Consider the following 24,667-nt stretch of genomic DNA (forward strand, 5'->3'; position numbering starts at 1 on the left):
TTTGGGCCATATACTCTCTTTTTAAATGAATCAGAATTCACCAAATATTTTATTTTTTAAATTTAGTTTTGACAATAATAGAGTTTATCTGTTTATATATACTAGTAGAGTTTTAAAATTATAGAAATATATTATTTAGGAGGTGCAAAGATGACAAAATATATGATCCGACGTATCGTTTATATGTTTATTACCCTTTTCTTGATTGCGTCAGCAACATTTTTCTTAATGAAGGCGCTTCCAGGATCCCCGATTAGCTCTGCTCCAAAACTATCCCCTTCACAACTTGCGATGGTGGAAGCGAAATATGGATTAGATGAACCAGTTCCTGTGCAGTACGCAAAATATATGCTCAACTTAGCTAAAGGTGACTTAGGTAACTCATTCCAGTTTAAAAATGCCAGTGTAACAGAATTAATCATGAACCGTTTAGGACCATCTGTTTTAATTGGAACACAAGGTTTGATTCTAGGTGTAGCTATAGGTATTTTGTTAGGTATGATTGCAGCATTAAGGCAGAATACTGTGTGGGATTATGGTAGTACGTTAATTGCTATCATCGGTATTTCTATTCCATCATTCGTTTTTGCAACATTGCTTCAATATTGGTTAGCAGTTGAATGGGGTCTATTCCCTGTTGGATTATGGAAAGATGGTTGGATGTCGAGCATATTGCCTTCTGTTGCATTAGCAATGGGGCCACTTGCAACAGCATCTCGTTTCATCCGAACAGAAATGATTGAAGTGTTGAGTTCAGATTACATTACTTTAGCAAAATCTAAAGGAGCTAGCGGATTTGAAATTGCATTCAAGCATGCTTTCCGTAATGCATTAATTCCTCTTGTCACTGTTTTAGGACCGCTTGCTGCTGGTTTAGTTACAGGCTCGCTTGTAATTGAACAAATCTTTGCAATACCGGGTATCGGGGAACAATTTGTTAAGGCGATTACATCCAATGACTTCTCGATTATTATGGGAACAACATTATTTTACTCTGTATTGTTAATTGTCATAATATTCGTAGTAGACGTCCTTTATGGAATAATTGACCCTCGTATTCGTTTATCAGGAGGTAGTAAATAATGAGTTTAGATATTAAAAAAATACCTGCTGAATCTTTTGAAAGAGTTCAAATTGATAGTAGTCATGCTGAAAGAATTACGAAGCCGTCTTTAAGTTTTTGGCAGGACGCTTGGTTACGAATTCGTAAAAACAAGGCTGCTATTGCGAGCATATTTATATTATTGTTTATCATTATTATGGCATTTGTGGGACCGATGGTTAGTCCCCATGATGCTGAGACGCAAACGATTACACATGCCAACCTACCTCCAAAAGTTCCTGGACTGGAGAAACTAGGAATCTTCGATGGTGTTGGTACTTTAGCAGGTAAAGAAGTAGATTTATATGAAATGAAAAAAGTAGATACGTATTATTGGTTTGGTACAGATGGCTTAGGACGAGACATGTTCTCAAGAGCTTGGGAAGGTACGCAAATATCATTATTAATCGCTTTTGTAGCAGCGGTAATAGACATGGTTATTGGTGTCGCATATGGTGGTATTTCTGGTTACTACGGCGGTCGTACCGACGATATAATGCAACGTATTGTAGAAATCCTATATGGTATTCCTACATTAGTTATCGTAATTTTGATGTTATTAGTTATGGAACCAGGTGTCATAGCGATAGTTATTGCGATTACGCTCACTGGTTGGATCGGTATGTCACGTATTGTCCGAGGGCAGGTTTTGAAATTTAAGAACCAAGAATTTGTGCTTGCTTCAAGAACTTTGGGTGCGGGTAACGGACGTATCATATCCAAGCATATTTTACCGAATATCTTAGGGGTAATCATTATTAATACAATGTTTACTATTCCAACGGCGATTTTCTTTGAAGCCTTTCTAAGTTTTATCGGATTGGGACTTCAGGCGCCGGATGCGTCTTTAGGTACACTTATTAATGATGGGTATAAAGTAATTCGCTTCCAACCGCATATTTTATTGTATCCATCGATTATTTTAAGTTTGTTAATGATTGCATTTAACTTACTTGGTGATGGTTTACGCGATGCATTTGATCCGAAGATGAAAGACTAAAGGAGGAAAGCGAAAATGGAGAAAATATTAGAAGTAAAAGACCTAGAGCTTTCCTTCCATACGTTTGCAGGAGAAGTGAAAGCAATTCGTGGCGTTAACTTTGACTTATTAAAAGGAGAAACGCTTGCAATCGTTGGAGAGTCTGGTTCAGGTAAATCCGTAACAACTAAGTCAATTATGCGCTTATTGCCTGAACATAGCTCTGAATTTAAAAATGGGCAGATTTTATTTAACGGCAAAGATCTAACGAAGCTGACAGACAGAGAAATGCAAAAGATTCGTGGAAAAGATATATCAATGATTTTCCAAGATCCAATGACTTCATTGAATCCTACGATGCCTATTGGAAAACAAATTATGGAACCGATTTTAAAGCACCGTAATGTAAGTAAATCAGTGGCTCATAAAGAAGCAGTCGATTTACTTCGTCTAGTAGGTATGCCTAAACCGGAAGCTCGTATGAAACAATATCCGCATCAGTTTTCTGGTGGTCAACGTCAACGTATCGTAATTGCCATTGCATTAGCTTGTAATCCACAAGTATTAATTGCGGATGAACCGACTACTGCTCTAGACGTAACAATTCAAGCGCAAATCTTAGAGTTAATGAAGGATTTACAAAAGAAGATTAATACATCAATCATCTTTATTACCCATGATCTTGGTGTAGTAGCGAATGTAGCAGATAGAGTTGCTGTTATGTATGGTGGGAAAATTGTTGAAATCGGAACAGTAGATGAAATTTTCTATAATCCGCAACATCCATATACATGGGGATTATTAAGTTCAATGCCGTCACTTGATACGGCAGAAGAGAAACTATATGCGATCCCTGGAACACCTCCAGATTTATTGTCACCGCCTAAAGGTGATGCTTTCGCTCTTCGTAGTGATTATGCAATGAAAATCGACCTTGAGGAAGTTCCACCATTTTTCAAAGTGAGTGATACGCATTATGCAGCAACTTGGTTATTACATCCAGATGCTCCGCAAGTAGATCCACCTTTAGCAATACGCGAGCGTATGAAAAAATATCCAGGCAGTCGTTACTATGAAGGAACGGAAGGAGGTACTTACTAATGGCTGAAAAATTACTCGAAATTAAAAATTTAAAGCAATATTTCAATCAAGGTAAGCCAAATGAAGTTCGTGCGGTAGATGATATAAGCTTTGATATTTATAAAGGGGAAACATTAGGTCTAGTTGGTGAGTCAGGTTGTGGTAAATCAACGACAGGGCGTACAATTATCCGTCTTTATGATGCAACTGATGGTCAAGTAATTTACGATGGTGTAAATGTACATGACAAGAAATCGAAAAAAGATTTAAAAGAATTCAACCGTAAAATGCAAATGATTTTCCAAGATCCATATGCATCTCTAAATCCACGTATGAAAGTATTGGATATTATTGCGGAAGGTTTGGATATTCACGGGCTTGTGAAAAATCCAAAAGAACGAAAAGAAAAGGTAGTAGAACTTTTGGAAACAGTCGGGTTAAACCGTGAGCATGCGGATCGTTATGCACATGAATTCTCAGGTGGACAGCGTCAGCGTCTAGGAATCGCAAGAGCGCTTGCTGTTAATCCTGAATTTATCATTGCGGACGAGCCTATTTCTGCACTTGATGTATCGATTCAAGCACAGGTTGTAAACTTACTAAAAGAACTACAAGAAGAAAAAGGATTAACTTATTTATTCATCGCACATGACTTGTCCATGGTAAAATACATTTCTGACCGTATTGGTGTAATGTATTTTGGTAAACTTGTCGAGTTAGCTACAGCGGAAGAATTATATGCAAATCCAATGCATCCATATACACAGTCTCTATTATCAGCTATTCCACTTCCTGATCCAGATTATGAGCGCACTCGTGTACGTAAATCGTATGATCCTGCCAATCATAATTATCAAGATGGGGAAGAAATTGCGATGAGAGAAGTAACGCCTGGACATTTTGTTTATTGCTCTGAAAAAGAGTTAGAATCATTAAGAGCTATTTCAAGCTCCAAATAAAAAAATCGGTCATTCTTATGCGAATGACCGATTTTTATTGTTTTAGGTAATAAAAATTCTTTAATTATGAAATTCCTTTTATACCTGCTGACTTTTTAACTTTTTATTTCTATTAATTACCAAGTTGGCAATTAGCCATACAACCTGAATTATTACCGGAAATATAAATGCGATCATTAAAACTATAAATGATGCTAATTTTGCCTCAAGTGTTTGAGTGATACCAGCGCCATCAACCTCCCTTAGCCAAACAAAAGCGATACCTACTGCAAAAATGACAGCCCAAAAAGTGTTTGCAATCCACCAAAATAACCATAGCTTTTTCATATTCTCACTCCTATAATTCTATACACTTACTGAAAAAAATCCATAAAAGATTATTTTATGTACAATCTTTTCGATACTTCCTTCTACGTATTTCTATCATACATAGCCAATGAGTTCCTGTTAATGGACCTGTGGCATATTTTACCTAAGGCTTAAGATGTATAAAACTCAACAGTTGTTTTCTTAACAAAGTGTGGACGTTAGCCAAAGACTTTGAACGAATCGTATTCTAGGGAAGCGGCTGTGGAAAAGCTCGATAAAAGCGTCCAACCAGTAGACAATTCAATCAACTCAATAAGATGCACTTTTCTTATTTTATGAAGCATTCAATTAATTTTTAACAATTCATTTAATTCTATTGAAGAAGAAGCAGAAGCTCGCGTTTTTATTTTTGTAATAGTTAACACATTAGTAAGTTTACATTGACAAAGGAACAATTAAAATTGGCAGCTTCAGTGAATTAGGAACAAAATCATACAATCAATAAAGTGGCGAGGAAAAGCCTTCCTTACGTTACTTTAATTGTTGGTATAACTAGAATAGTATATAATAAAGTTACTAATTATTTTGTAGACTATTGTAAATTAGATAGATATAAATCATAAGAATAGATGGGGATTCATTATGTATCAAGATGTTCTTTTACGTAATAACGTAAATATTACCGGCAAAGGTACACGGACAATGTTGTTTGCTCCGGGATTTGGTTGTGACCAAAATATGTGGAGGTTAGTTACACCTGCTTTTGAAGAAAACTATCGTATTATTCTTTTTGATTATGTGGGTTCAGGGAAATCTGATTATAATGCTTACGATTCTAGTAAGTATAGCGATCTTCATGGATACGCAAACGATTTAATAGAAATATGTGCAGCGCTGGACTTAAAAGAAATAACTTTTGTTGGACATTCAGTTGGTAGCACTATCGGAATGCTGGCTTCTATACAAAAGTCAGATTTATTTGAACAACTCATCATGATAGGTCCATCGCCTCGTTATTTGAATGATCAGCCAGATTATATTGGGGGATTTAAGAGAGAGGAACTGGATGGGTTGATTGATATGATGGAGATGAATTATATTGGCTGGTCAAATTATCTTTCAAAAGTCATTATGAAGAATCCTAATCGTCCAGAGCTCTCAAAAGAATTAGAGGACAGCTTTTGTTCAACAGATCCGACGGTTGCTCGTCAATTTGCGATGGCTACTTTCTTTTCTGATAACCGAGAAGATTTGAAAAAAGTTGTAGTGCCATCGCTAATTCTTCAGTGCTCTGAAGATGTAATTGCTCCAATTGAGGTAGGGAACTACATGCATCGCCATTTGACAAAAAGTACGTTACGTTTGATGGAGGCTACTGGGCATTGTCCACACATGAGCCACCCGGAAGAAACTATTCGGTTAATTAAAGAATATTTGGCTGTTGGCTATGTGAGCATACTTAGTAAGGAGTAGATTATTTGTTAGATGAACAATTGAATTATGCTCCGTGTGGTTACTTATCACTTTCTGATGAGGGCACAATTCGCACGATCAATCAAACTTTGCTTAGTTTACTTGGCTTTGACCTATATGAGATAAAGGGAAAGCACGTTAACACCATTTTAACGGTTCCTAGCAAATCATTTTATCAACTTTATTTTTTCCCTATTATTAAGCTACAGGAACGCGTCGAAGAAATGTACCTTACATTCAAATCAAAAACCAACGATGATATTCCAGTTCTTCTTAGCGCCATACGCAAAAAGCGTAACGGAGAAATTGTCAATGACTGTATGTTATTTCAGATAAAGAAACGCTACGAGTACGAGCAATCCCTCCTTGCGGTCAAAAAGGAAACAGAAGAACGTAATCGTGTGAAGAGAGAGCAAATCGCCGAGTTAGATCTTTTGAGAAGGGAATTAGAGTCTAAGCAAAAAGAACTGCTAGAAGTAAATGTACAATTAGGGAAATTAGCAGCAACAGATGGACTGACCGGTCTTAAGAATAGGCGAAGTTTACAAGAAGATTTAGCTTCTAATATTGTCTTATTTACAAAAAAATCGCACCCCCTTTCATTTTTGCTACTGGATATAGATCATTTCAAAAAGATTAACGACAACTATGGGCATTTAACAGGTGATAGAGTTCTCCAAGGATTGGCACTGATTCTGAAAGAGGAGTTAAGAGAAGGTGATGTTGCAGCTCGTTATGGTGGAGAGGAATTTGCATTGATTCTTCCCGGTGCAGATCAAGCGACTGCCCAGAAAATAGCTGAAAGAATTCGATTACGTGTAGAAGGTGCTGGGTGGATAAACCAAACTGTCACTATAAGTATTGGAACTGCAACACTTATAACAGGAGATACAGTAAGTTCACTTCAATCTCGAGCTGATCGGGCACTTTATTCCTCCAAAAATCGAGGTCGTAACCAGGTCACTCATGCTAGTCACAAAAATGATTAATCAGTACGTAAGAAGGAATTCATAAATATAGAAGAAAAATCGGAGTTGGTCCACGGCCTACTCCTTTTTTCTATGTATAAATACAAAGAATGATTTGGAATGGTAATTGTTTAGTCATCCTGTTCTTAAGGTACTTAATAAGAGACAAGTGAAAATGATGAATAGTAATACTTCTATAGAGCTTTTTATGACGCTTTAACCTATTATGTAAGCACTATTTCACTTTCATTCATTGTTTAGTATTGTTAGAATAAAGAAACACTTAGGAAAGAAAGGAGAATTTTATGAAGAAGCCTATTAAACTGCTCGCCTCATTGAGTGCGGCAGCCGCTGTACTTTTACCTACAACAGTATTTGCGGAATCTAAACTATTCGAAGAAGACTTTTCCACAAAAGAGTTTAGTTTTAAACCAATTGATGAGAAGGTCGTGACGACATCCAAACTATTCATATATGACTCGGGGCTAACATTTAACTATCCTGATGCAGTGAGAGGGGTATATGTAACGGGACATTCAGCAGGTGGCTCTAGATTTGCGGATTTAGTAAATTTGTTAGATGCGACAGAGCTAAATGCGATGGTCATCGATATTAAAGACGACTTTGGTAACTTAACCTATATTCCTAACGAAGAATCGTCTCTTACGAAATATGAGATTGGTAAGCCATACATAAAAAATCCACGGGCTATGCTAGAAACAATGGAAGAGAAAGAAATATATCCCATAGCACGAGTTGTTGTTTTTAAGGATACGGAGCTAGCAGAAAGAAAACCCGAATGGTCATTTGTAGAAGGATCTTCTGTTTGGAAAAATGGAAGAGGAGAAGCATTTGTAAACCCATTTTTACAGGAAGTATGGGACTATAATGTCGAAATAGCTATAGAAGCCGCTAAGATGGGCTTTAAAGAAATCCAATTTGACTATGTGCGATTTCCTGAAGGATTTGAAAATAGAGAAGATGTATTAAAGTACTCAATGGGAAAATATGATAAATCTCAAGAAGACCCAGTTCAACGAAGAGTGACAGCAGTTACGGATTTTGTTGCATATGCAAAAGAAAAGCTAAAACCTTATGGTGTACAAGTATCTGTAGATATTTTCGGATACTCTGCTACATTACCGGAAGCGCCTGGTATTGGGCAAAACTTCTCCAAAATATCCGAAAATGTAGACGTTATTTCTTCTATGATTTATCCAAGTCATTGGACACCTTATTTTGGTATAGCAAAACCGGATTTAGAGCCTTATCGTTTAGTACAAGAATATGCAAAAGTAGAAAATGCAAAATTAGCGGAATTAAAAAACCCACCAGTATCAAGGCCATGGCTTCAAGATTTTACTGCTTCATACCTAGGTGCTGGCAATTATCAAACATATGGTAAAGAGGAAGTAGAAGAACAAATAAAAGCGTTAAATGAAGCCGGTATAAAGGAATTCCTACTTTGGAATGCAGGAAATAAGTATTCTCCTGGAGTTGATTATACACCTTAAATAAAAAAAGATAGGATAAAAAATCCTATCTTTTTTTTATTTTTATGAAACTTTATTTCATGAAAAACGTATTAGTTAGTGTAACAGTTATTTTCATTAGTCTTCTTCTAAATGAGAATGCAAAAAAATTTCATTATAATGTTTATAACAGAAAAAAGAAGGGTATAATTTAAGTATCTATAAAATTTCTTTCTAAAATGTAAGTATGGCTTATATATTCAACGAATTTGTGACAGCTTGTTTTAGAAGACAAATTTTTCTTATAAACATATTTTAAATGTCTAAAATTTGGTGTATACTAAAAAAGTAAAGAATTACATTAAATTAATTATAAACTACTTCATATAACACAACTACCAATTGAAAGGAAGTGTTTTTAAATGATGGTTACGTTATTCACCTCACCAAGTTGTACTTCATGTAGAAAAGCAAAAGCATGGTTAGAAGAACATGATATTCCATATACGGAGCGTAATATTTTTTCTGAACCACTTACAATAAGCGAAATAAAAGAAATTTTACGAATGACAGAAGATGGAACAGATGAAATTATTTCAACTCGTTCTAAAATATTTCAAAAGCTAAATGTAGATGTGGAAAGCCTCCCTTTACAACGTTTATATGAGTTAATTCAAGAACATCCTGGACTTCTTCGTAGACCAATAATTTTAGACGAAAAACGTCTACAAGTTGGCTATAATGAAGATGAAATTCGTAGATTCTTACCAAGAAAAGTTCGTGCATATCAGTTACTTGAAGCACAAAGGCTTGTGAACTAAAAGTTAATCGGCTGATTATTTTCAAAGAACTTTTGAAAATAATCAGTTTTTTTTTGCTTGCAATAAAGTATAAATTTTCTTACAATTCATTTGTGATTAATAATTTGAAAAGAAAAGTTGGAATCCTTTTCTTTTTTTCACAAACAACATACAATAGTAGTAGACACTACATGATTGAGACGGTAGGAAGCGAAAGGAGATGTGTTAAATGGATATCGAACGTATCAATGACAACACTTTCAAAGTATACATTTCATACATCGACATTGAAGAAAGAGGCTTCAGCCGAGATGAAATATGGTTTAACAAAGATAAGAGCGAGCAGCTTTTTTGGGAGATGATGGATGAGGTTCATGATGATGACCATTTTGAAGAATTAGATGGCCCGTTATGGATACAAGTTCATGCGATGGAAAAAGGCTTGGAAGTGATTGTCACTCGAACGGAAATAGGAAAACATGAGGAACGATCAGATGATTTTGAAATGGATGACCTGTCAAATAAAATTTTCAAAAATGGTGTCTCTAGTTCTTTAGGAACTCACGAGTTTGACGAGTTTTCGCATTACATGGATGATGGAGACGATATATCTTCAGAGTACACATTCGTGTTTGAGAACTTTGATGATTTACTAGTTCTAGCAAAAAAAATGGATAAAGTAGATTTCCAAACATCCTTGTATCATTATGAAGAAAAGTATTATTTACATTTAATTTTTAATTCGGAAACAACAGAATTAGAAACTGTATTAAATACACTTAGCGTTATTTCTGAATTTGCAAGTAGCACAAAAACTACCATTCATGTGATTCAAGAATATGGAAAAGAAGTCATAGTAAATGACGTATTCGAAGAGCTAAACAAGCATTTTTAACCTTCTGTAAAAAGAAGGTTTTTTTTCTTGATTTTTTCACTGAAAATTCGTACATTAGTGAGTAGAGGTGATGATCATTCTAACAGCACAAACAAAACAAGGTGAAATAATCATATCTGCTAATTATTCACGTGAATTTTTAAACGATTTAAAACGCATAAGTACATTTCAATGTCTTCAGTGTAAAGAAGAAGTCATATTGAAAAGCGGCCCCCTTAAAATCCCCCATTTTGCTCATAAACGAAAATCTGAATGTGCACATTCTTTTTCAGAAGGTGAAAGTGAAGATCACCTGAATGGCAAATTACAATTGCACACGTTTTTCCTACAGCATCATAGCAAACCTCAACTAGAGCCATTTATCCCAAAGATTAAACAAAGACCAGATATTTTAGTCCACGATAATCATTCCCAGGTAGCTATTGAGTATCAGTGTAGCCCCATTTTACCTGCTGTTATTGAAAGTCGTAATACAGGCTATAAACAGCAACAAATAGAACCTCTATGGATATTGAGGACACCATCCATTTCCGAGTTCCCACCGCAGGAAATAGGAATCATGCAAATATCCGCATTTCGTCAGCAATTTTTCTTGGAAACCCCCACTAATGGGAAAATGATTATTTCCTACTGTCCACAAACAAAGTTCTTTCACTATATTTCCAACCCAGTTCACGTTCATTCAAACAAGTACATCGTCAAAATAAAAAAGCTACCGATCGAGAAGCAAAGTTGGCCGTTTGCAGTTGTCAAACGGATATCTGATAAAGAGTATGTAACGTATTTCAACATGTATAGAAGACAGCGATATAAGCATATAAATAACTTGTATTTCTATAATAGAAAAGGAGTCCAGAATCAGTTTTTAGAAGTATGCTATAGGTGGGGGATGTCTCCAAAAGAGATTCCTTTTTTCATAGGAATTCCTTCTGCATATGCAGAAGCATTTTATGTACATGCCGTAGAGTGGCAGATACAATGGATGGGCTATTTACATCAAATAAAAGTCCCTATTGGAGAAGTGAATCGAGCACATTGTGAATCATTTCTGTTAGATCGACCGATGGGTCTTAAACAGCCTTCTTCTATGCAATTAGAAGCTGTCGAAAACTATTTATCGATCCTACAACAATGTCTTATGAAATCAGACACAGACATATACAACTATAAGTTTAATAGTTCCAAAATGTATGAGCTTCTATACAGTGATTTCCTTGCAAAGTGACCTGAAAATTGAGAAAATAATTAGTGATACGAATTTCGTAACAAATGGAAGGGGAGTTCATCTTGACAGCAGAAACAAACAACAAAGTATTAACACGTGAGGAAGTAGAAGAGCATCTAACTTGGAAATTAGAAGACATTTTTCCTTCCAATGACGCTTGGGAAAAAGAATTTCAGGATGTAGCAAAATTAGCTGAGAAAGCAGCAACATTCCAAGGGACGATTGCAAATGGTGCCGATGCTTTGTTAGAGGTACTAACTTATCGTGATGAACTTACAGGGCGTTTACGTAAGCTATATACGTATGCTCATATGCGCTCTGACCAAGATACAGCAAATAGCACTTATCAAGCGATGGACAGCCGTATTAAATCGCTTTATGTAACAGTTTCTACGGGACTATCATTTTTAGTGCCGGAAATTTTATCGTTAGATGAGTCAACTCTTTCTACCTACTTAACTGAAAACAGTGATTTACAATTGTACCGCAAGCTTTTAGAAGAAATTAATCTAGAACGTCCGCACGTACTTCCTAAAGAGCAAGAAGCATTACTTGCACAGTTTTCAGAAGTTGCAGGATCACCGTCCGATACGTTCGGCAAGTTAAACAATGCTGACTTGGAATTTCCATCGATCAAAGATGAAGACGGCAATGAAGTGCAACTTACTCATGGACGATATTCACGATTTTTGGAAAGTGAAGATGGTCGTGTACGAGAGGACGCATTTAAAGCGATGTATGAAACATATGGCAAGTTCCGTAATACATTTGCATCTACTTTAGCTGGGAATGTAAAAGGGGATAATGTAAACGCTAAAATTAGAAAATATGCTTCTGCTCGTGAAGCAGCCATGTCGGGGAATCATATTCCTGAAAGTGTCTACGATAATTTAGTCGGAACGGTCAATAAAAATGTTCATCTGCTCCATAAATATGTTAGCTTACGAAAAAAAGTATTAGGACTAGACGAGCTGCATATGTGGGATTTATACACACCACTTGTTAAAGAATTGAAAATGGAATATACGTATGAGGAAGCTTGCGATACAATGTTAAAAAGTTTTGCGCCGCTTGGAGAAGAATACGTATCGATTGTAAAACAAGGTTTAGAAAATCGCTGGGTAGATGTTGTGGAAACGAAAGGAAAGCGTTCTGGAGCGTATTCTTCCGGTACGTATGGTACAAACCCATACATTTTGATGAACTGGCAAAATAACGTGAATAACTTGTTTACATTGGCCCATGAATTTGGCCATAGTATTCATAGCTATTATACTCGCGCAAACCAACCGTATGTGTATGGTGATTATTCCATTTTTGTTGCTGAAGTAGCATCTACTTGTAACGAGGCATTACTGAATGATTATTTATTAAAAACAATTGAGGATCCTAAAAAACGTATTTACTTGCTAAATCATTGGTTAGAAGGATTCCGTGGAACGGTATTCCGTCAAACAATGTTCGCAGAGTTTGAGCATATCATCCATCAGCTTGACCAAGACGGAGAAGCATTAACTGCCGATAAGCTAACGGAAGAATATTATAAATTAAATCAAAAATACTTTGGCGATGATATCGTCATCGACGAGCAAATTGGATTAGAATGGGCAAGAATCCCTCATTTCTACTACAATTATTACGTATATCAATATGCCACTGGTTTAAGTGCTGCTACCGCATTAAGCAATCAAATTTTAACAGAAGGTCAACCAGCTGTAGAGCGTTATATAAATGAATTCCTAAAAGCAGGTAGCTCGGATTATCCAATTGAAGTATTGAAAAAGGCTGGCGTAGACATGAACACAGCTGCTCCTATCGAAGAAGCATGTCGAGTATTTGAAGAAAAGCTAAATGAACTAGAACAATTACTTTTAGCGGAATAAAATAGTTTGAAGAAGGCTAAACTGAAGATTCATCCAGTTTAGCCTTTTTTGGTGTGGCGACTGCATAACCCACCGACATCCGAGCATAGCGAGCATCTATTCATACATAAAATTGGGAGCGAGCATATCCTAACACTAACCTAACATGCAACGCGTTTATCCACGCCTAAAAGTGAATAATCAGCTTAACTATGATGTATGACGTCTAATGTATGACGAATTTGTGAAAATGAGAGCTAATATATTGTATTTCTTTAGGGAGCATGATAAAGTAAGAGTGTGAAATAAATCACAAGATAACATACACCCCTTTGTTTGAACGTGAACATTTCTCCCATCCCCTTTGTAAAACGAAAAGACCCTTTCCTAACTGAGGAAAGGGTCTTTTCTATTTTAAAAATGAAGAGAAGATGGTGTAATACTTATCTCATCTAATTCGAAATAAAAACGTACAAGCGGAAAATAGAGTCCCGGTACAATGACCTTTAATTGGAAAATGGTTAATCAATATACATGTAAAAAGTATATATATAATCGAGCAAAGAAAAGCTCCTCATCGATTGTAGATGAGGAGCTTTTCTTAGTTATTTTTTAGTCGCCAGATGACAACATCGGGTAATACTAATCTTTCAACTTTTTGAAGTAAAAGTAGCTTTTTCAGTTCTCGTTCAGCTTGTTGGTCGGAAATATTATAATAGCTAGCAATTTCATTTGTCGTTAAAGAATGGAATCGGTCAAAAAGCTTTTCGAGAGCCGGTGGTTGTTGTACTTCTGGTTTTTCATATAGCATTTCTTGTAGTATTTGAACATAAATTTCATAAGGATAAATGCCTGAAACTTTTATACCTTCATCTTCTATGTTTTCATTAAAAAAAACAATGCTTGGAAATGTGCTGACATCCATTTCAGATGTGATAGACAAATCACTTTGGAAAGAGCGTGCACATTCTTTTGATTTAAAATCTTGTGTGAACTCTTCTACATCTATGTTAACTTTACTTGCTATTTCTTGCAAAACAGAAAGGGAAGTAACATTTTTTGTTTTAATGAAAAGATATTCTTGTATTTTATTGAAAAAACGAAGAGCAGCCTTTTTCCCTTGAAACTCTGCAGCTTTTACTGCAATGGAAGGGAATACAGAATGCTCTATATCCGGAAACTCACAATGGATTTGCTTTTTTTCTTCCTTTGACGTGTTGCAGACAGTATTTAAATTATTCAACTGTGTACTTAGTACTGTTCTAATCGTAAAATATTGTCCATATTGAACTTGCAATTTCCGAATAATCGGTTGCATATCCCAACAAGCTGAGCAAAGGGGATCTAGAAATACATACATTTCAAGTGGCTTGTTTACTAAAGGAGATGTAATCGGTTCAGTCGGAATAAGTATTCTTGTCACTATTGTTCCTCCTCATGACTCATTTGATTGACCATGTGGTTGGCAGTAAGCTCCAGTCTTCGATAGAAAGTTTCACGCACTTTACCTTCTAGACCAACAGTGTCCATTGCAGCTTTCATACAAGAAAGCCAAGCTGTTGCTCTTTCAGGTGTAATCGGGAACGGATTATGACGCATTTTCATCATTGGATGTCCATGCTCTTCTGTATATAAATTGGGACCGCCCAGATATTGTGTTAAAAATTGTTTTTGTTTTCTAGCGGTCTCTGTTAAATCATCTGGAAAAATAGGCTTTAGCAATGGATGTTTTGCAACATTACTGTAAAACGTATCGACAAGCTCGGATAATTTCTCTGCTCCAATCTCATCGTAAGGAAGTATTGGTTTTTGTGTCATTATTCGTTACTCCTTTGTTTTAGCACTAATATCATTCTATCAATCCCAGAGAATTATCTCAAATAATTAGATTGCCACATAAAAACGACCTAAAAAGGTCGTGGCGATATTATGCTTGGTAATAGTTTAATACTTTTTGAACATAATTTTGTGTTTCTTTATATGGAGGGATCCCACCATATTTTTTTACTGCTCCTGGTCCTGCGTTGTAGGCAGCGAGTGCTACTTCGGTGTCATCATTAAACTGATCAAGCATTTGGCGTAAGTACTTTGCACCGCCCATTACATTTTGCTCAGGGTCTAAAATATTCGCTACACCTAAGTATTTGGCAGTACCAGGCATCAATTGCATTAAACCTGAGGCACCAGCTGAACTTATAGCAGAGGGATTAAAATTAGATTCTTGTTTTATGACAGATGATATTAATTTTTCTGGGACATTATAGTTTTTCGCCGCACGCTTTATAATGTCATCAAAATCAGAGGATTTCATCGTTTTTAAAGGTGCATAATTAGCAATAGCATTCATTAAACTTTCATTTTGAAATGCAAGGTTTGAAGGCTTAAAAACAGGGGAATTGCCATTATAGTAGAAGGAGTTCCCGTTGCCCAAAGCCGTATTATTTTCATCGGTTTGTAGTACCTGTCCTAACATGTCAGAAAATAACGAAGCAGGTGAAGTGTTTAGCGAACTTTGTACACTGCCGAGCGTCTGCATTGCATTTATTTCCATGAGTGTTTTAAGGGATTGAATATCCATTAGGTATCAACCTTTCAACGAATTGTTATATTTCATGAGGCGAGCAATTTTTTTATCTGTAGTTCGGAGTGGAATATGGTTTTCTTCCAATAATTGAAGAAAAACTTTCTGCCCATTCTTGACATCTCCACATTCATATTCTACCTCAAAATCTTCAATACGACTATAAAAGGAGTGATCCAAAAAAAGTGTTCCGTTTTTGTACACGATTTGTGCTCGATCTGTTTGCATACTTCCGATACATGTTAATGGGCCTTTATCTTTTATTTGCTCCAAAAATGAGACGGCAGGGAAGCGTGATTCGTAGATAATAGCATCACGCTCATCATTTGATAGTGCTACCGTTTTTTCTTCCATCACATGTTCCTGTACTGGTATTTTCAAAGTCAATTCATTGCGGTTAGGTAATACGCGTAATCTAAATCCCATTTTGTTTTCTTTAAAATAGCTTGCTGGTGTATCGAAATAGTAATTTGTTTGTGTTTGGAAGTTGGTAGATGTTAAGCCCAAAAAGGAAACTAATCCTTGAAATTCTTCTTTTGTCAGCAGGTTCTTAAATTCGATTTCACGTTCAGAGTGCACAATTTCACTACCTTTCTTATTATTTCTATTATAGACGGTTTGCAAGGAGTTTCAATATGTTAAAATAGTGAAAGAATGGACAGAAAGGAAAGATTAATTTTGCCTATTACTTATAACGTGCACAGTGGTGTGCAGCTAGAAAATGATATACGTTTTACATTAGAGGTAACACCGAACGAACCAACTATAAAAGCAGGGGAACGGATGATTACCGATTCCGATTCGTTAGCTTTTGTGTACTTGATTGAAGATGAAGATGGGTATCATTATGTGAAGTTCGGACAAGATGTATGGCCATTATTAGTTAGTGCGTTAAAAGCGCAAGATGAGCCTACCTTACAATATGGGAATATAGAGCTAACTTTAAATAAGTTTAGAGAAGAACTGGAAATGCTTATTTTTAACATTGAAGGCAATGATAACTACGGTGTCGAATTTTCCAAAGCAGTAGAAGAAGCGTTTGAAGAAATATTAAAAGCATGAGTGAAATGTAGGTGAGTATATGGGTCAATGGGAACGTTTTTTAGAGCCTTACAAGCAAGCAGTTTCCGAGTTAAAAGTGAAGTTAAAAGGAATGCGCACACAATATGAAATTGAAAATACAAACTCGCCAATAGAATTTGTTACGGGACGTGTCAAGCCACTTGCAAGTATTTATGACAAGTCGCTTATTAAAGGTATCGCATTTGAACCTTCTGATACGTTAGCAAAAGAAATACCTGATATTGCGGGCCTTCGTATGATGTGCCAGTTTGTCGATGATATCGAGCATGTGGTAGAACTGTTACGCGCACGAAAAGATATTAAAGTGGTAGAGGAACGGGATTATATATCTCATAAAAAGCAAAGCGGATACAGATCATATCATGTCATTATTGATTATCCGGTTCAAACAATTCATGGAGAGATCCATATTTTAGCGGAGATACAAATCCGGACGCTTGCCATGAATTTTTGGGCATCTATTGAACATTCGCTAAATTATAAGTATAAAGGGATATTCCCAGAGGAGATAAAAAAACGTCTGCAGTATGCAGCGGAAGCAGCTTTTCGTTTAGATGAGGAAATGTCTTTAATACGCGGTGAAATACAAGATGCCCAAAAATACTTTAGTGAATATAAAGAGCTATCTACGCCAAGAATTCATGAAGGCCAAAAAGAGGAAAGGGGACATGCGTGATGAAATTTTTCATTCAATCACGAAATGATGACTTATCCAATCGTTTAATGGAAAAGGCTAAAAAGTATTTAGTTGATTTTGGATTAGTATTGGATGAGGAAAACCCTGATATTGTTTTATCGATAGGTGGAGATGGAACGTTATTACATGCTTTTCACAAATATAAGCATTTAACACGTTCTGTTGCTTTTGTCGGAATTCATACGGGGCATTTAGGTTTTTATGCAGACTGGAAACCAGCGGAAATTGAAAAGCTCGTCATTAGCATTGCCCAAAAAGAATTCGAAGTCATTGAATATCCTCTTCTAGAAGTTACGATAAACTATCGACATGAAGAGGATAGCTCTGTTTATCTTGCTGTTAATGAATCAACTGTAAAATCACCGGATGTAACATTAGTGATGGATGTTGAGTTAAATGGCAAGCCCTTTGAACGATTTAGAGGAGATGGATTATGTATGTCTACACCTTCTGGCAGTACAGCCTATAACAAAGCGCTAGGTGGGGCAATCGTGCATCCTTCTTTGGAAGCAATGCAACTTGCAGAAATTGCTTCTATTAATAATCGGGTTTTCCGGACAGTTGGCTCATCGCTTGTATTACCTAAACATCATACCTGTTTATTGAAGCCGGTAAAAGGCCCGGATTTTATGGTGACGATCGATCACTTACATTTACTACATAAAGATGTACAGTCGATCAAGTACCGAGTAGCGGATGAAAAAATTCGTTTTGCTAGGTTCCGCTCGTTTCCGTTTTGGCAACGCGTACACGATTCGTTCATTGATAGTGACCTGAAAAATGACTAATCATCGAATAACATTATCTTTTGAAATAAAAGAAGCGCCGTTGTTGCTTCGAGAGGCCATTAAACAGTATGGAATTTCGAAAAAAGCATTGACTAGTATTAAATATGAGGGCGGTAAAATACTTGTTAATGGAGAAGAAAAAACAGTTAGGCATACATTGAAGAACGGGGATATCGTGACGATTATTTTTCCAGATGAGAAGAAAAGTGAAGGACTGATCCCTCAAAAAGGAGATTTCCCCATTCTATTTGAAGATGATCATCTATTAATTTTTTCAAAAGAAGCTGGTCTCAGTACCATACCTTCACGTGAGCATCCACGCGGAACAGTTGCGAATTTCGTCGCAGGTTATTTTGCTGAAAGTGGCATCTCCTCTACTGTTCATATCGTAACCAGATTAGATAAAGATACTTCGGGTGTCATCTGTGTAGCAAAGCATCGACATGCACATCATTTATTGAGTGAGATGCAAAAAGCAGGCACGATTTCAAGAGACTATGAAGCAATTGTACACGGATTTATAAAAGAAGATGCCTTTACTATTGATGCTCCAATCGGGCGAAAAGATGGCAGTATTATTGAACGTTTTATATCGCCAGAAGGTAAACATGCAAAAACCTCTGTACAAGTTTTAAATCGTTTTCACTTAGAAGGAGAAGAACTAACGCATGTTAGGTTGCGGTTGCATACTGGTAGAACGCATCAAATTCGTGTACATATGATGTCAATCGGACATCCCTTAATAGGAGACGATTTATATGGTGGTAGCTTAAAGTTCATACAAAGACAAGCATTGCATGCAAGAGAGCTAAAATTGATTCACCCATTTTCAGGAGAATCATTAATAATAACTTCTCCATTTCCACAAGATATGAAGAATATTATACCTTCTAAAACCACTAAATAATCCTGTATAGCAGGGAATTTAGTGGTTTTCTACATTTAATGTGGGGTACTAGGACCACTAAATTGTTTTGTCGGTTCAGGGTGTAGAGTTTCAGAATGATTTCCCGGGGAATTATACAAGCTGGAGTAGCGCCCTTTTTTATGTGAAAGAGGTTGCTTATTCGTTTTTAAGCCCATACAATGAGAGAGGAACATTGGAAGGAGGGAAAAGTGTGAAAGAAGAAATGAATCAACTACAATTAGAAGAGTCAAATTTAATTGATTTCTTAAGTAATGATTTAATGGATGCATTTAGAGAAGAATTTATGCAATTACATCCATACGATCAATCGCTATTTTTTGAAAAGGTGGAGCCAGAAATACGAAAGAAAATCTTTCATTACCTATCTCCTCAAGAAATGGCCGAGCTGTTTGAAGCGACAAAATTTGAAGAAGAACAATATGACTTTTACTTAAAGGAAATGGATAAAACCTATGCTGCAGACATGCTTTCTTATATGTATGCTGATAATGCAGTTGACGTATTGAATGAGTTAGGAAAAGATCAGGTCGCAAGTTATTTAAGTATAATGGACGTAGAATCTGCACAAGAGATTAAAGACCTTCTACATTATGAGGAATATACAGCAGGATCAATTATGACAACTGAATACGTTGCCATTCCAGAAACCTCCACTTGTCGGTCTGCCATGACCATACTTAGAAACGAAGCACCAAAAGCTGAAACCATTTATTATATGTTTGTAGTAAGTGAGGAGCATCAATTAACTGGGGTTATTTCCCTTCGAGATTTAATCATTGCTGATGAAGATACACTTATTAAAGATATTATGAACGAACGCGTCGTTAGCGTTTTAGTTAGTGCAGATCAAGAAGAAGTAGCACATATGATTAAAGACTATGATTTCTTAGCGGTACCGGTAGTCGATTTTGAACAACATTTACTTGGAATTGTTACAGTCGATGATATTATCGACGTATTAGATGAAGAAGCATCGGATGATTACTCTAAACTTGCCGGTGTATCGGATATGGATACATTTGATAAAAATCCATTTCAAGCAGCCAAAAAAAGACTGCCATGGCTTATTATTTTATTATTTTTAGGAATGATGACAGCTAGTCTAATGAGCGTGTTTACAGAAACGTTAGAAAAAGTTGCATTACTTGCAGTTTTCATCCCATTAATATCAGGGACTGCTGGAAATAGTGGTACACAGGCTTTAGCGGTTGCGATAAGAGGGATTGCTACAGGGGATATTGAGAAACAAAGTAAACTGAAGCTGTTGGCTAGAGAGGCAGGGACCGGTTTAACTACAGGCTTATTATGTGGAATTATTGTAGTTGGTATTGTTTTCTTTTGGAAGCACGATCTTTTAATCGGGTTATTAGTTGGAGCAGCGATCTTTGTTTCTATTTTTGTTGCGACAATTTGTGGTTCGTTTATTCCTTTATTGATTCAACGTATGAAAATAGATCCAGCTGTTGCATCGGGTCCGTTTATTACTACAATTAATGATGTCATAAGTATTCTAATATATCTTGGACTCGCTACGGTCTTTATTTCTTCTTTACAAGTGTAGTTCACATTATTTTAGCTAAATGCATAAAGTAAAGGAAAAAGGATGTGGCTGTGAACATTTATAATGATCCTTTAATCTATATAAAAGGTCCGCCGGTTTTCCATCTTCCTCCTCGTGAAAAAGTGGATATACAAATGGAAGAGCAAGTGATAGAAAAAGAGCAAGAACCAGTGCGAGTGCAAGATGAAAGCACTTCTATCTATGAATTACGTACGAGTATGAACGATAAGACATTAGCCATTTTTGAAAAGCTGAAATTTTTAGCAAAACCATTTCAGCGCAAGGTATATCGACCATTAGTATTCCACTTCGAAGATGGTTCGTTGCTTCAAGGTGAAGTGGAAAAAGTGGAGGATGGGCGAGTAACTTTTTTTGTTGGTGCAGGAGAACTTATGACGTATCCAGTTGAACAAGTAGAAAGAATTATATGGCGTGGAGTAGAAATGAAATAAAAGAGCAAACTATCCTTCAAAAGGGTAGTTTTTTTGTATAAGAAAATAATAAAATCAATTTTTGCATAGATATCTTTCTATAACTTTGACGCAATATAAGAAACTACAAGGTAAGCTTTAACAGGTGTCCATTATGATTTTTACTGCAGTCGTGCGCATGCCGCCGGGGTGAGCGATAAGCCATTTCTGCCGCTTAGGCGTCTTTGGAATATCTCATTTTGCTCGGACAGAGGAACAAATGCTAAGAGCGTCACATCGGGTGGCAACGCCTTTGAAACCAACATCCTTTTGGCCTTGTTTTAAACAAAATCATCAACAGTTTTGGGATTGTATAAATCCAATAAATGGTTAAGGGCGACCAATCAATCAGGAAAAGCAACCAATTCTACTCTGAAAGCAATCAAATTACTAGTGAAAGCAACCAAATTGGCGAAGAGAGCAAACATTTCTTAAAATAACAAGTTTTCTTAGGGGAAGACACCGATATTTACCGCACAGTTTCCCTAATATATGTATAAAATTCTACAACAAAACCGTTCGGGATTGGCCCGAACGGAATAGACACTACGAGATGAAACGATCAGTCACATACATTTAAAAATACATCTGCTACACATTCAATAGCACAGAAACAATTTAAATCTACTGTAATACAGCTACCTGTCAATCTAAAATTACGTACTTTACAAAGTTTTCTCAAATTAATTTTTGTACCACATTCAGATAATAAATCAACTTCATGTCTATTGGAATCAAGTGGTTCTAACACACGTAATGTTGCACAACAACCGTCAAAAATATCTTCTACACGGAAATAGACGGAAATGCAATCATTATCGCAGTTATCTGTGTCACGGAAAAATGCTTTAAAAGGATCGCCATCTTTAGTTAACAACATGAAAACTCGTGTGTCCGCTCTATGACGAGCAGCAGGACTTACAAGACCTCCAAGTGGTTCTAAGAAACAGTTTGTAGGACATTGCGGACACTCATCATTTGTTGCTTGATCTTGAATGTCTTTAATAGCACGAACAACATCACAAACGCACCCTCTATCATGTCTCGTAACATCAGTTACGTCTTCATTTCTTCCACAACCCATTTTGTTTCACCTCCTTTGTTATCTCTTTCTAACTTATGTAAGCTCCCTACTTCGAATAGGGCAAATATCTCTAGTGACTTTCGTATATTTCATTTTTGCGAGCTCATACTAATTTAAAAGGAGCAAATAGCCAATGATAAAGATTAAATATATACTTTTGCTTTTACTTTTCTTAACGGCTTGTTCGAATGAAACGAACCAAATGGTGTATCCAGAAAATGATTTACCAGAATTAGAACAAGTATTGAAGAGTAAAGAAGCAGTTTATGGATATCGAAGTGTTATGAACAAAGATGATGTACTTGTTTCGATCGATATACGGAGGATGCATCAATTTAGTGAGAACAAAATAGCAAAGAACATTAAAAAGGAATTAGAAGAAAAATTTCCGGATAAAGAATTTCTTGTATCAAATGACTTAAAGTTAAAATGGGAAATCGAAAAAATAATGAAGCAAAATTTAAAAAATGATGAACTAACTAAATCAGTCGATGAAATAAAATCTTTATTAAAGGAAGAGACATAATGGACCAAAAACAATTCGATAAAATAGTCGAAAGACAGACCCCTAAACCCGTAATGTTTTTTAGTATAATAAAAGCATTTTTAATAGGAGGTGCTATTTGTACGATAGGGCAGCTAATTACTTTTTTTTATATACGATTTTTCCCTTTTACAGAAAGAACAGCTGCAAATCCAACAGTAGCTACGATGATCTTCATTGTAATGATCTTAACGGGAACTGGATTATACAAAAAGATTTCTCAAGTTGGTGGAGCTGGTTCGGCAGTTCCGGTAACTGGTTTTGGAAACGCCGTCGTTTCTGCTGCAATTGAACATAAATCAGAAGGCTACGTATTAGGTGTAGGAGGGAACATATTTAAGTTAGCTGGTTCCGTTATTGTGTTCGGTGTATTCTCTGCCTTTTGTGTAGCACTTATTAAAACAATTTTAGTGAAAATGGGAGTGGTCTCATGGTGAATACATTTGGGACAATTCAATTTAAAGAAAAACCTAGCATAGCAAGCACTGGTGTGGTTGTTGGACCAATGGAAAAAGATAGTCCTTTTGCTGCTTCATTCGATGAAATTCTTCCATTAGAGAATGAAAAAGATGAATCGTATGAGCAAGCCAATACACGTTTTATCGAAAAAGCCTGCGCGGTAACTGTTCAAAAAGGCCGTGAGCAGATAGAAAATATCGATATGTTTATCGGTGGCGATTTGATAAATCAGTTGTCTCCTACCAATTTTGCCGCAAGAAAATTAGCTATCCCTTTTTTAGGTGTTTTTTCAGCTTGTGCAAGTTCGATGGAATCAGTGATCCTTGGTAGCCTTCTAATAGAATCAGGTAATGCAAAGTCCATTTTAGCAGGGGCCTCAAGTCATCATCCGGCGGTGGAAAGGCAGTTTAGATATCCGCTTGAATATGGAGCGCAAAAACCTGGAACAGCTCAATGGACCGTAACTGGTGCTGGTTTTGCACTACTTCAAAATCATGTAAAAAATGCGCCGATTATTACACATGCCACGATTGGAAGAGTGGTCGATGGAGGTCAACAAAACCCTCTACATATGGGAGCTGCGATGGCACCTGCAGCAAGAGATACCATTGAAAGGCATTTAAAAAACACTAATAGTAAGATATCTGATTATGACGTTATTATGACAGGGGACTTAGGAAAAATAGGATTGTCTATCTTAAAGGAAATGTTTCAAGATGAAGATAGTGGAGTGATCTTACAAGATGCAGGAGCGCAATTTTATGGAGACGATTCTTTTTTCAATGCAGGGGCTAGTGGGGCAGGTTGTTCAGCCACTGTATTTTTTAGTCATATATACAAACAATTAAAAAATGGTGTTTATAAACGTGTATTGCTTGTTGCAACAGGAGCGCTACTATCACCTTTAACATTTCAACAAGGTGAAACCATTCCTTGTATTGCGCATGCCATTGAATGCCGTATGGAAAAGAGGGGATAAAATGATTTCTTCATTAATTACTTCATTTATTGTTGGTGGCCTTTTTTGTGTTGTAGGTCAAATTTTAATGGACGGTTTAAAACTTACGCCTGCTCATACTTTAAGTACGCTAGTAGTAGTGGGATCTATTTTAGACGGTATTGGTTTATATGAACCATTAATTGATTTTGCAGGAGCAGGTGCAACCATTCCTATTAGCTCGTTTGGGAATTCATTAACGCATGGTGCCCTAATCGAAGCAGAAAAGCATGGACTGATAGGTGTAATAACAGGAATGTTCGAAGTCACAAGCTCTGGAATTAGCGCAGCCATCATATTCGGAGTAATTGGCGCATTTCTTTTTCAAAATCGGAATACGACCTACTAGTT

The 24,667-nt window shown here is 36.3% G+C and carries 27 protein-coding genes; 21 read left to right on the forward strand and 6 right to left on the reverse strand.

Annotated elements, in window-relative coordinates; all coding sequences use genetic code 11:
* Positions 1-150: 150 nt before the first annotated feature.
* From opp3b to FG382_RS03510, 4 genes are read left to right on the forward strand one after another with little or no spacing between them, the layout of a single operon-like run.
* The gene (gene opp3b, locus FG382_RS03495) at positions 151-1,083 is read left to right on the forward strand and encodes an oligopeptide ABC transporter permease (RefSeq protein WP_142537510.1); all 933 of its coding nucleotides are present in this window, start codon (positions 151-153) and stop codon (positions 1,081-1,083) included.
* Complete coding sequence (opp3C, locus tag FG382_RS03500) at positions 1,083-2,102, forward strand: oligopeptide ABC transporter permease (RefSeq protein ID WP_142537511.1); 1,020 nt, start codon at positions 1,083-1,085, stop codon at positions 2,100-2,102. Before opp3b ends, opp3C begins: the two co-directional genes overlap by 1 nt.
* A gap of 15 nt (positions 2,103-2,117) precedes the next feature.
* Entirely contained in the window at positions 2,118-3,182 is a 1,065-nt protein-coding gene (locus FG382_RS03505; protein WP_142537512.1) for an ABC transporter ATP-binding protein, read from the forward strand.
* Positions 3,182-4,120, forward strand: a complete 939-nt coding sequence (locus tag FG382_RS03510) for an ABC transporter ATP-binding protein (protein WP_142537513.1) — start codon at positions 3,182-3,184, stop codon at positions 4,118-4,120. Before FG382_RS03505 ends, FG382_RS03510 begins: the two co-directional genes overlap by 1 nt.
* Before the next feature lie 78 nt (positions 4,121-4,198).
* On the opposite strand, the gene FG382_RS03515 is transcribed toward FG382_RS03510, so the two are convergent.
* Positions 4,199-4,447 carry a DUF3923 family protein gene (locus FG382_RS03515; RefSeq protein ID WP_142537514.1) on the reverse strand — a complete coding sequence of 83 codons (249 nt, stop codon included), beginning with the start codon at positions 4,445-4,447 and terminating at the stop codon, positions 4,199-4,201.
* 624 nt (positions 4,448-5,071) lie between these two features.
* Between FG382_RS03515 and FG382_RS03520 the strand changes: the two genes are divergently transcribed.
* The 7 genes from FG382_RS03520 (at position 5,072) to pepF (ending at position 13,145) form a co-directional block, all read left to right on the forward strand.
* Positions 5,072-5,902, forward strand: a complete 831-nt coding sequence (locus FG382_RS03520) for an alpha/beta fold hydrolase (protein WP_142537515.1) — start codon at positions 5,072-5,074, stop codon at positions 5,900-5,902.
* Between the two features lie 5 nt (positions 5,903-5,907).
* Entirely contained in the window at positions 5,908-6,891 is a 984-nt protein-coding gene (locus tag FG382_RS03525) for a sensor domain-containing diguanylate cyclase (protein WP_142537516.1), read from the forward strand.
* 284 nt (positions 6,892-7,175) lie between these two features.
* On the forward strand, positions 7,176-8,384 hold the full coding sequence (locus FG382_RS03530; RefSeq protein WP_142537517.1) for a putative glycoside hydrolase: 1,209 nt from the start codon (positions 7,176-7,178) through the stop codon (positions 8,382-8,384).
* A gap of 383 nt (positions 8,385-8,767) precedes the next feature.
* Positions 8,768-9,163, forward strand: coding sequence for a transcriptional regulator SpxA (gene spxA / locus FG382_RS03535; protein WP_170206452.1), 396 nt, complete (start codon positions 8,768-8,770; stop codon positions 9,161-9,163).
* A 208-nt stretch (positions 9,164-9,371) separates the two neighbouring features.
* The gene (gene mecA / locus FG382_RS03540; RefSeq protein WP_142537518.1) at positions 9,372-10,037 is read left to right on the forward strand and encodes an adaptor protein MecA; all 666 of its coding nucleotides are present in this window, start codon (positions 9,372-9,374) and stop codon (positions 10,035-10,037) included.
* Positions 10,038-10,107: 70 nt separating this feature from the next.
* The gene (locus tag FG382_RS03545) at positions 10,108-11,262 is read left to right on the forward strand and encodes a competence protein CoiA (protein WP_142537519.1); all 1,155 of its coding nucleotides are present in this window, start codon (positions 10,108-10,110) and stop codon (positions 11,260-11,262) included.
* A gap of 62 nt (positions 11,263-11,324) precedes the next feature.
* Positions 11,325-13,145 carry an oligoendopeptidase F gene (pepF, locus tag FG382_RS03550; RefSeq protein ID WP_229677269.1) on the forward strand — a complete coding sequence of 607 codons (1,821 nt, stop codon included), beginning with the start codon at positions 11,325-11,327 and terminating at the stop codon, positions 13,143-13,145.
* 580 nt (positions 13,146-13,725) lie between these two features.
* Here the strand turns inward: pepF and FG382_RS03555 are convergent.
* From FG382_RS03555 to FG382_RS03570, 4 genes are all read right to left on the reverse strand, one after another.
* Positions 13,726-14,547, reverse strand: a complete 822-nt coding sequence (locus tag FG382_RS03555) for a ClpXP adapter SpxH family protein (RefSeq protein ID WP_229677268.1) — start codon at positions 14,545-14,547, stop codon at positions 13,726-13,728.
* A complete protein-coding gene (locus tag FG382_RS03560) occupies positions 14,547-14,942 on the reverse strand; it encodes a globin domain-containing protein (RefSeq protein ID WP_142537521.1) in 396 nt (131 codons plus the stop codon). The genes FG382_RS03555 and FG382_RS03560 overlap by 1 nt, the downstream gene beginning before the upstream one ends.
* 109 nt (positions 14,943-15,051) lie before the next feature.
* Positions 15,052-15,702: a lytic transglycosylase domain-containing protein gene (locus FG382_RS03565; RefSeq protein ID WP_142537522.1), complete on the reverse strand. Its 651-nt coding sequence runs from the start codon at positions 15,700-15,702 to the stop codon at positions 15,052-15,054.
* 6 nt (positions 15,703-15,708) lie between these two features.
* Positions 15,709-16,284 (reverse strand): CYTH domain-containing protein, encoded by a 576-nt coding sequence (locus tag FG382_RS03570; RefSeq protein WP_170206440.1) that lies wholly within the window; start codon positions 16,282-16,284, stop codon positions 15,709-15,711.
* 99 nt (positions 16,285-16,383) lie between these two features.
* Between FG382_RS03570 and FG382_RS03575 the strand changes: the two genes are divergently transcribed.
* The 6 genes from FG382_RS03575 (at position 16,384) to FG382_RS03600 (ending at position 21,214) form a co-directional block, all read left to right on the forward strand.
* Positions 16,384-16,767, forward strand: coding sequence for a UPF0738 family protein (locus FG382_RS03575; RefSeq protein WP_142537524.1), 384 nt, complete (start codon positions 16,384-16,386; stop codon positions 16,765-16,767).
* Positions 16,768-16,786: 19 nt separating this feature from the next.
* Positions 16,787-17,464, forward strand: coding sequence for a GTP diphosphokinase (gene yjbM / locus FG382_RS03580; protein ID WP_142537525.1), 678 nt, complete (start codon positions 16,787-16,789; stop codon positions 17,462-17,464).
* Complete coding sequence (locus FG382_RS03585) at positions 17,464-18,273, forward strand: NAD kinase (RefSeq protein ID WP_142537526.1); 810 nt, start codon at positions 17,464-17,466, stop codon at positions 18,271-18,273. The genes yjbM and FG382_RS03585 overlap by 1 nt, the downstream gene beginning before the upstream one ends.
* Positions 18,266-19,180: an RluA family pseudouridine synthase gene (locus tag FG382_RS03590; protein WP_142537527.1), complete on the forward strand. Its 915-nt coding sequence runs from the start codon at positions 18,266-18,268 to the stop codon at positions 19,178-19,180. The genes FG382_RS03585 and FG382_RS03590 overlap by 8 nt, the downstream gene beginning before the upstream one ends.
* Before the next feature lie 223 nt (positions 19,181-19,403).
* Positions 19,404-20,762 carry a magnesium transporter gene (gene mgtE / locus FG382_RS03595; RefSeq protein WP_142537818.1) on the forward strand — a complete coding sequence of 453 codons (1,359 nt, stop codon included), beginning with the start codon at positions 19,404-19,406 and terminating at the stop codon, positions 20,760-20,762.
* A 50-nt stretch (positions 20,763-20,812) separates the two neighbouring features.
* Positions 20,813-21,214: a hypothetical protein gene (locus tag FG382_RS03600; protein WP_142537528.1), complete on the forward strand. Its 402-nt coding sequence runs from the start codon at positions 20,813-20,815 to the stop codon at positions 21,212-21,214.
* 580 nt (positions 21,215-21,794) lie between these two features.
* Here FG382_RS03600 and FG382_RS03605 read toward each other — a convergent pair.
* Positions 21,795-22,316, reverse strand: coding sequence for a CotY/CotZ family spore coat protein (locus tag FG382_RS03605; RefSeq protein WP_142537529.1), 522 nt, complete (start codon positions 22,314-22,316; stop codon positions 21,795-21,797).
* Between the two features lie 133 nt (positions 22,317-22,449).
* Here FG382_RS03605 and FG382_RS03610 point away from each other — a divergent pair, with 133 nt between their 5' ends.
* The 4 genes from FG382_RS03610 to spoVAE are packed head-to-tail and all read left to right on the forward strand — an operon-like array spanning position 22,450 to position 24,665.
* Positions 22,450-22,842 carry a hypothetical protein gene (locus tag FG382_RS03610; RefSeq protein WP_142537530.1) on the forward strand — a complete coding sequence of 131 codons (393 nt, stop codon included), beginning with the start codon at positions 22,450-22,452 and terminating at the stop codon, positions 22,840-22,842.
* Positions 22,842-23,297, forward strand: coding sequence for a stage V sporulation protein AC (gene spoVAC, locus FG382_RS03615; protein WP_142537531.1), 456 nt, complete (start codon positions 22,842-22,844; stop codon positions 23,295-23,297). The genes FG382_RS03610 and spoVAC overlap by 1 nt, the downstream gene beginning before the upstream one ends.
* Positions 23,291-24,298 (forward strand): stage V sporulation protein AD, encoded by a 1,008-nt coding sequence (locus FG382_RS03620; RefSeq protein WP_142537532.1) that lies wholly within the window; start codon positions 23,291-23,293, stop codon positions 24,296-24,298. Before spoVAC ends, FG382_RS03620 begins: the two co-directional genes overlap by 7 nt.
* Before the next feature lies 1 nt (position 24,299).
* The gene (gene spoVAE / locus FG382_RS03625) at positions 24,300-24,665 is read left to right on the forward strand and encodes a stage V sporulation protein AE (protein WP_142537533.1); all 366 of its coding nucleotides are present in this window, start codon (positions 24,300-24,302) and stop codon (positions 24,663-24,665) included.
* Positions 24,666-24,667 lie beyond the last annotated feature (2 nt).

The organism is Psychrobacillus lasiicapitis (assembly GCF_006861795.1).
Lineage (GTDB): Bacteria > Bacillota > Bacilli > Bacillales_A > Planococcaceae > Psychrobacillus > Psychrobacillus lasiicapitis.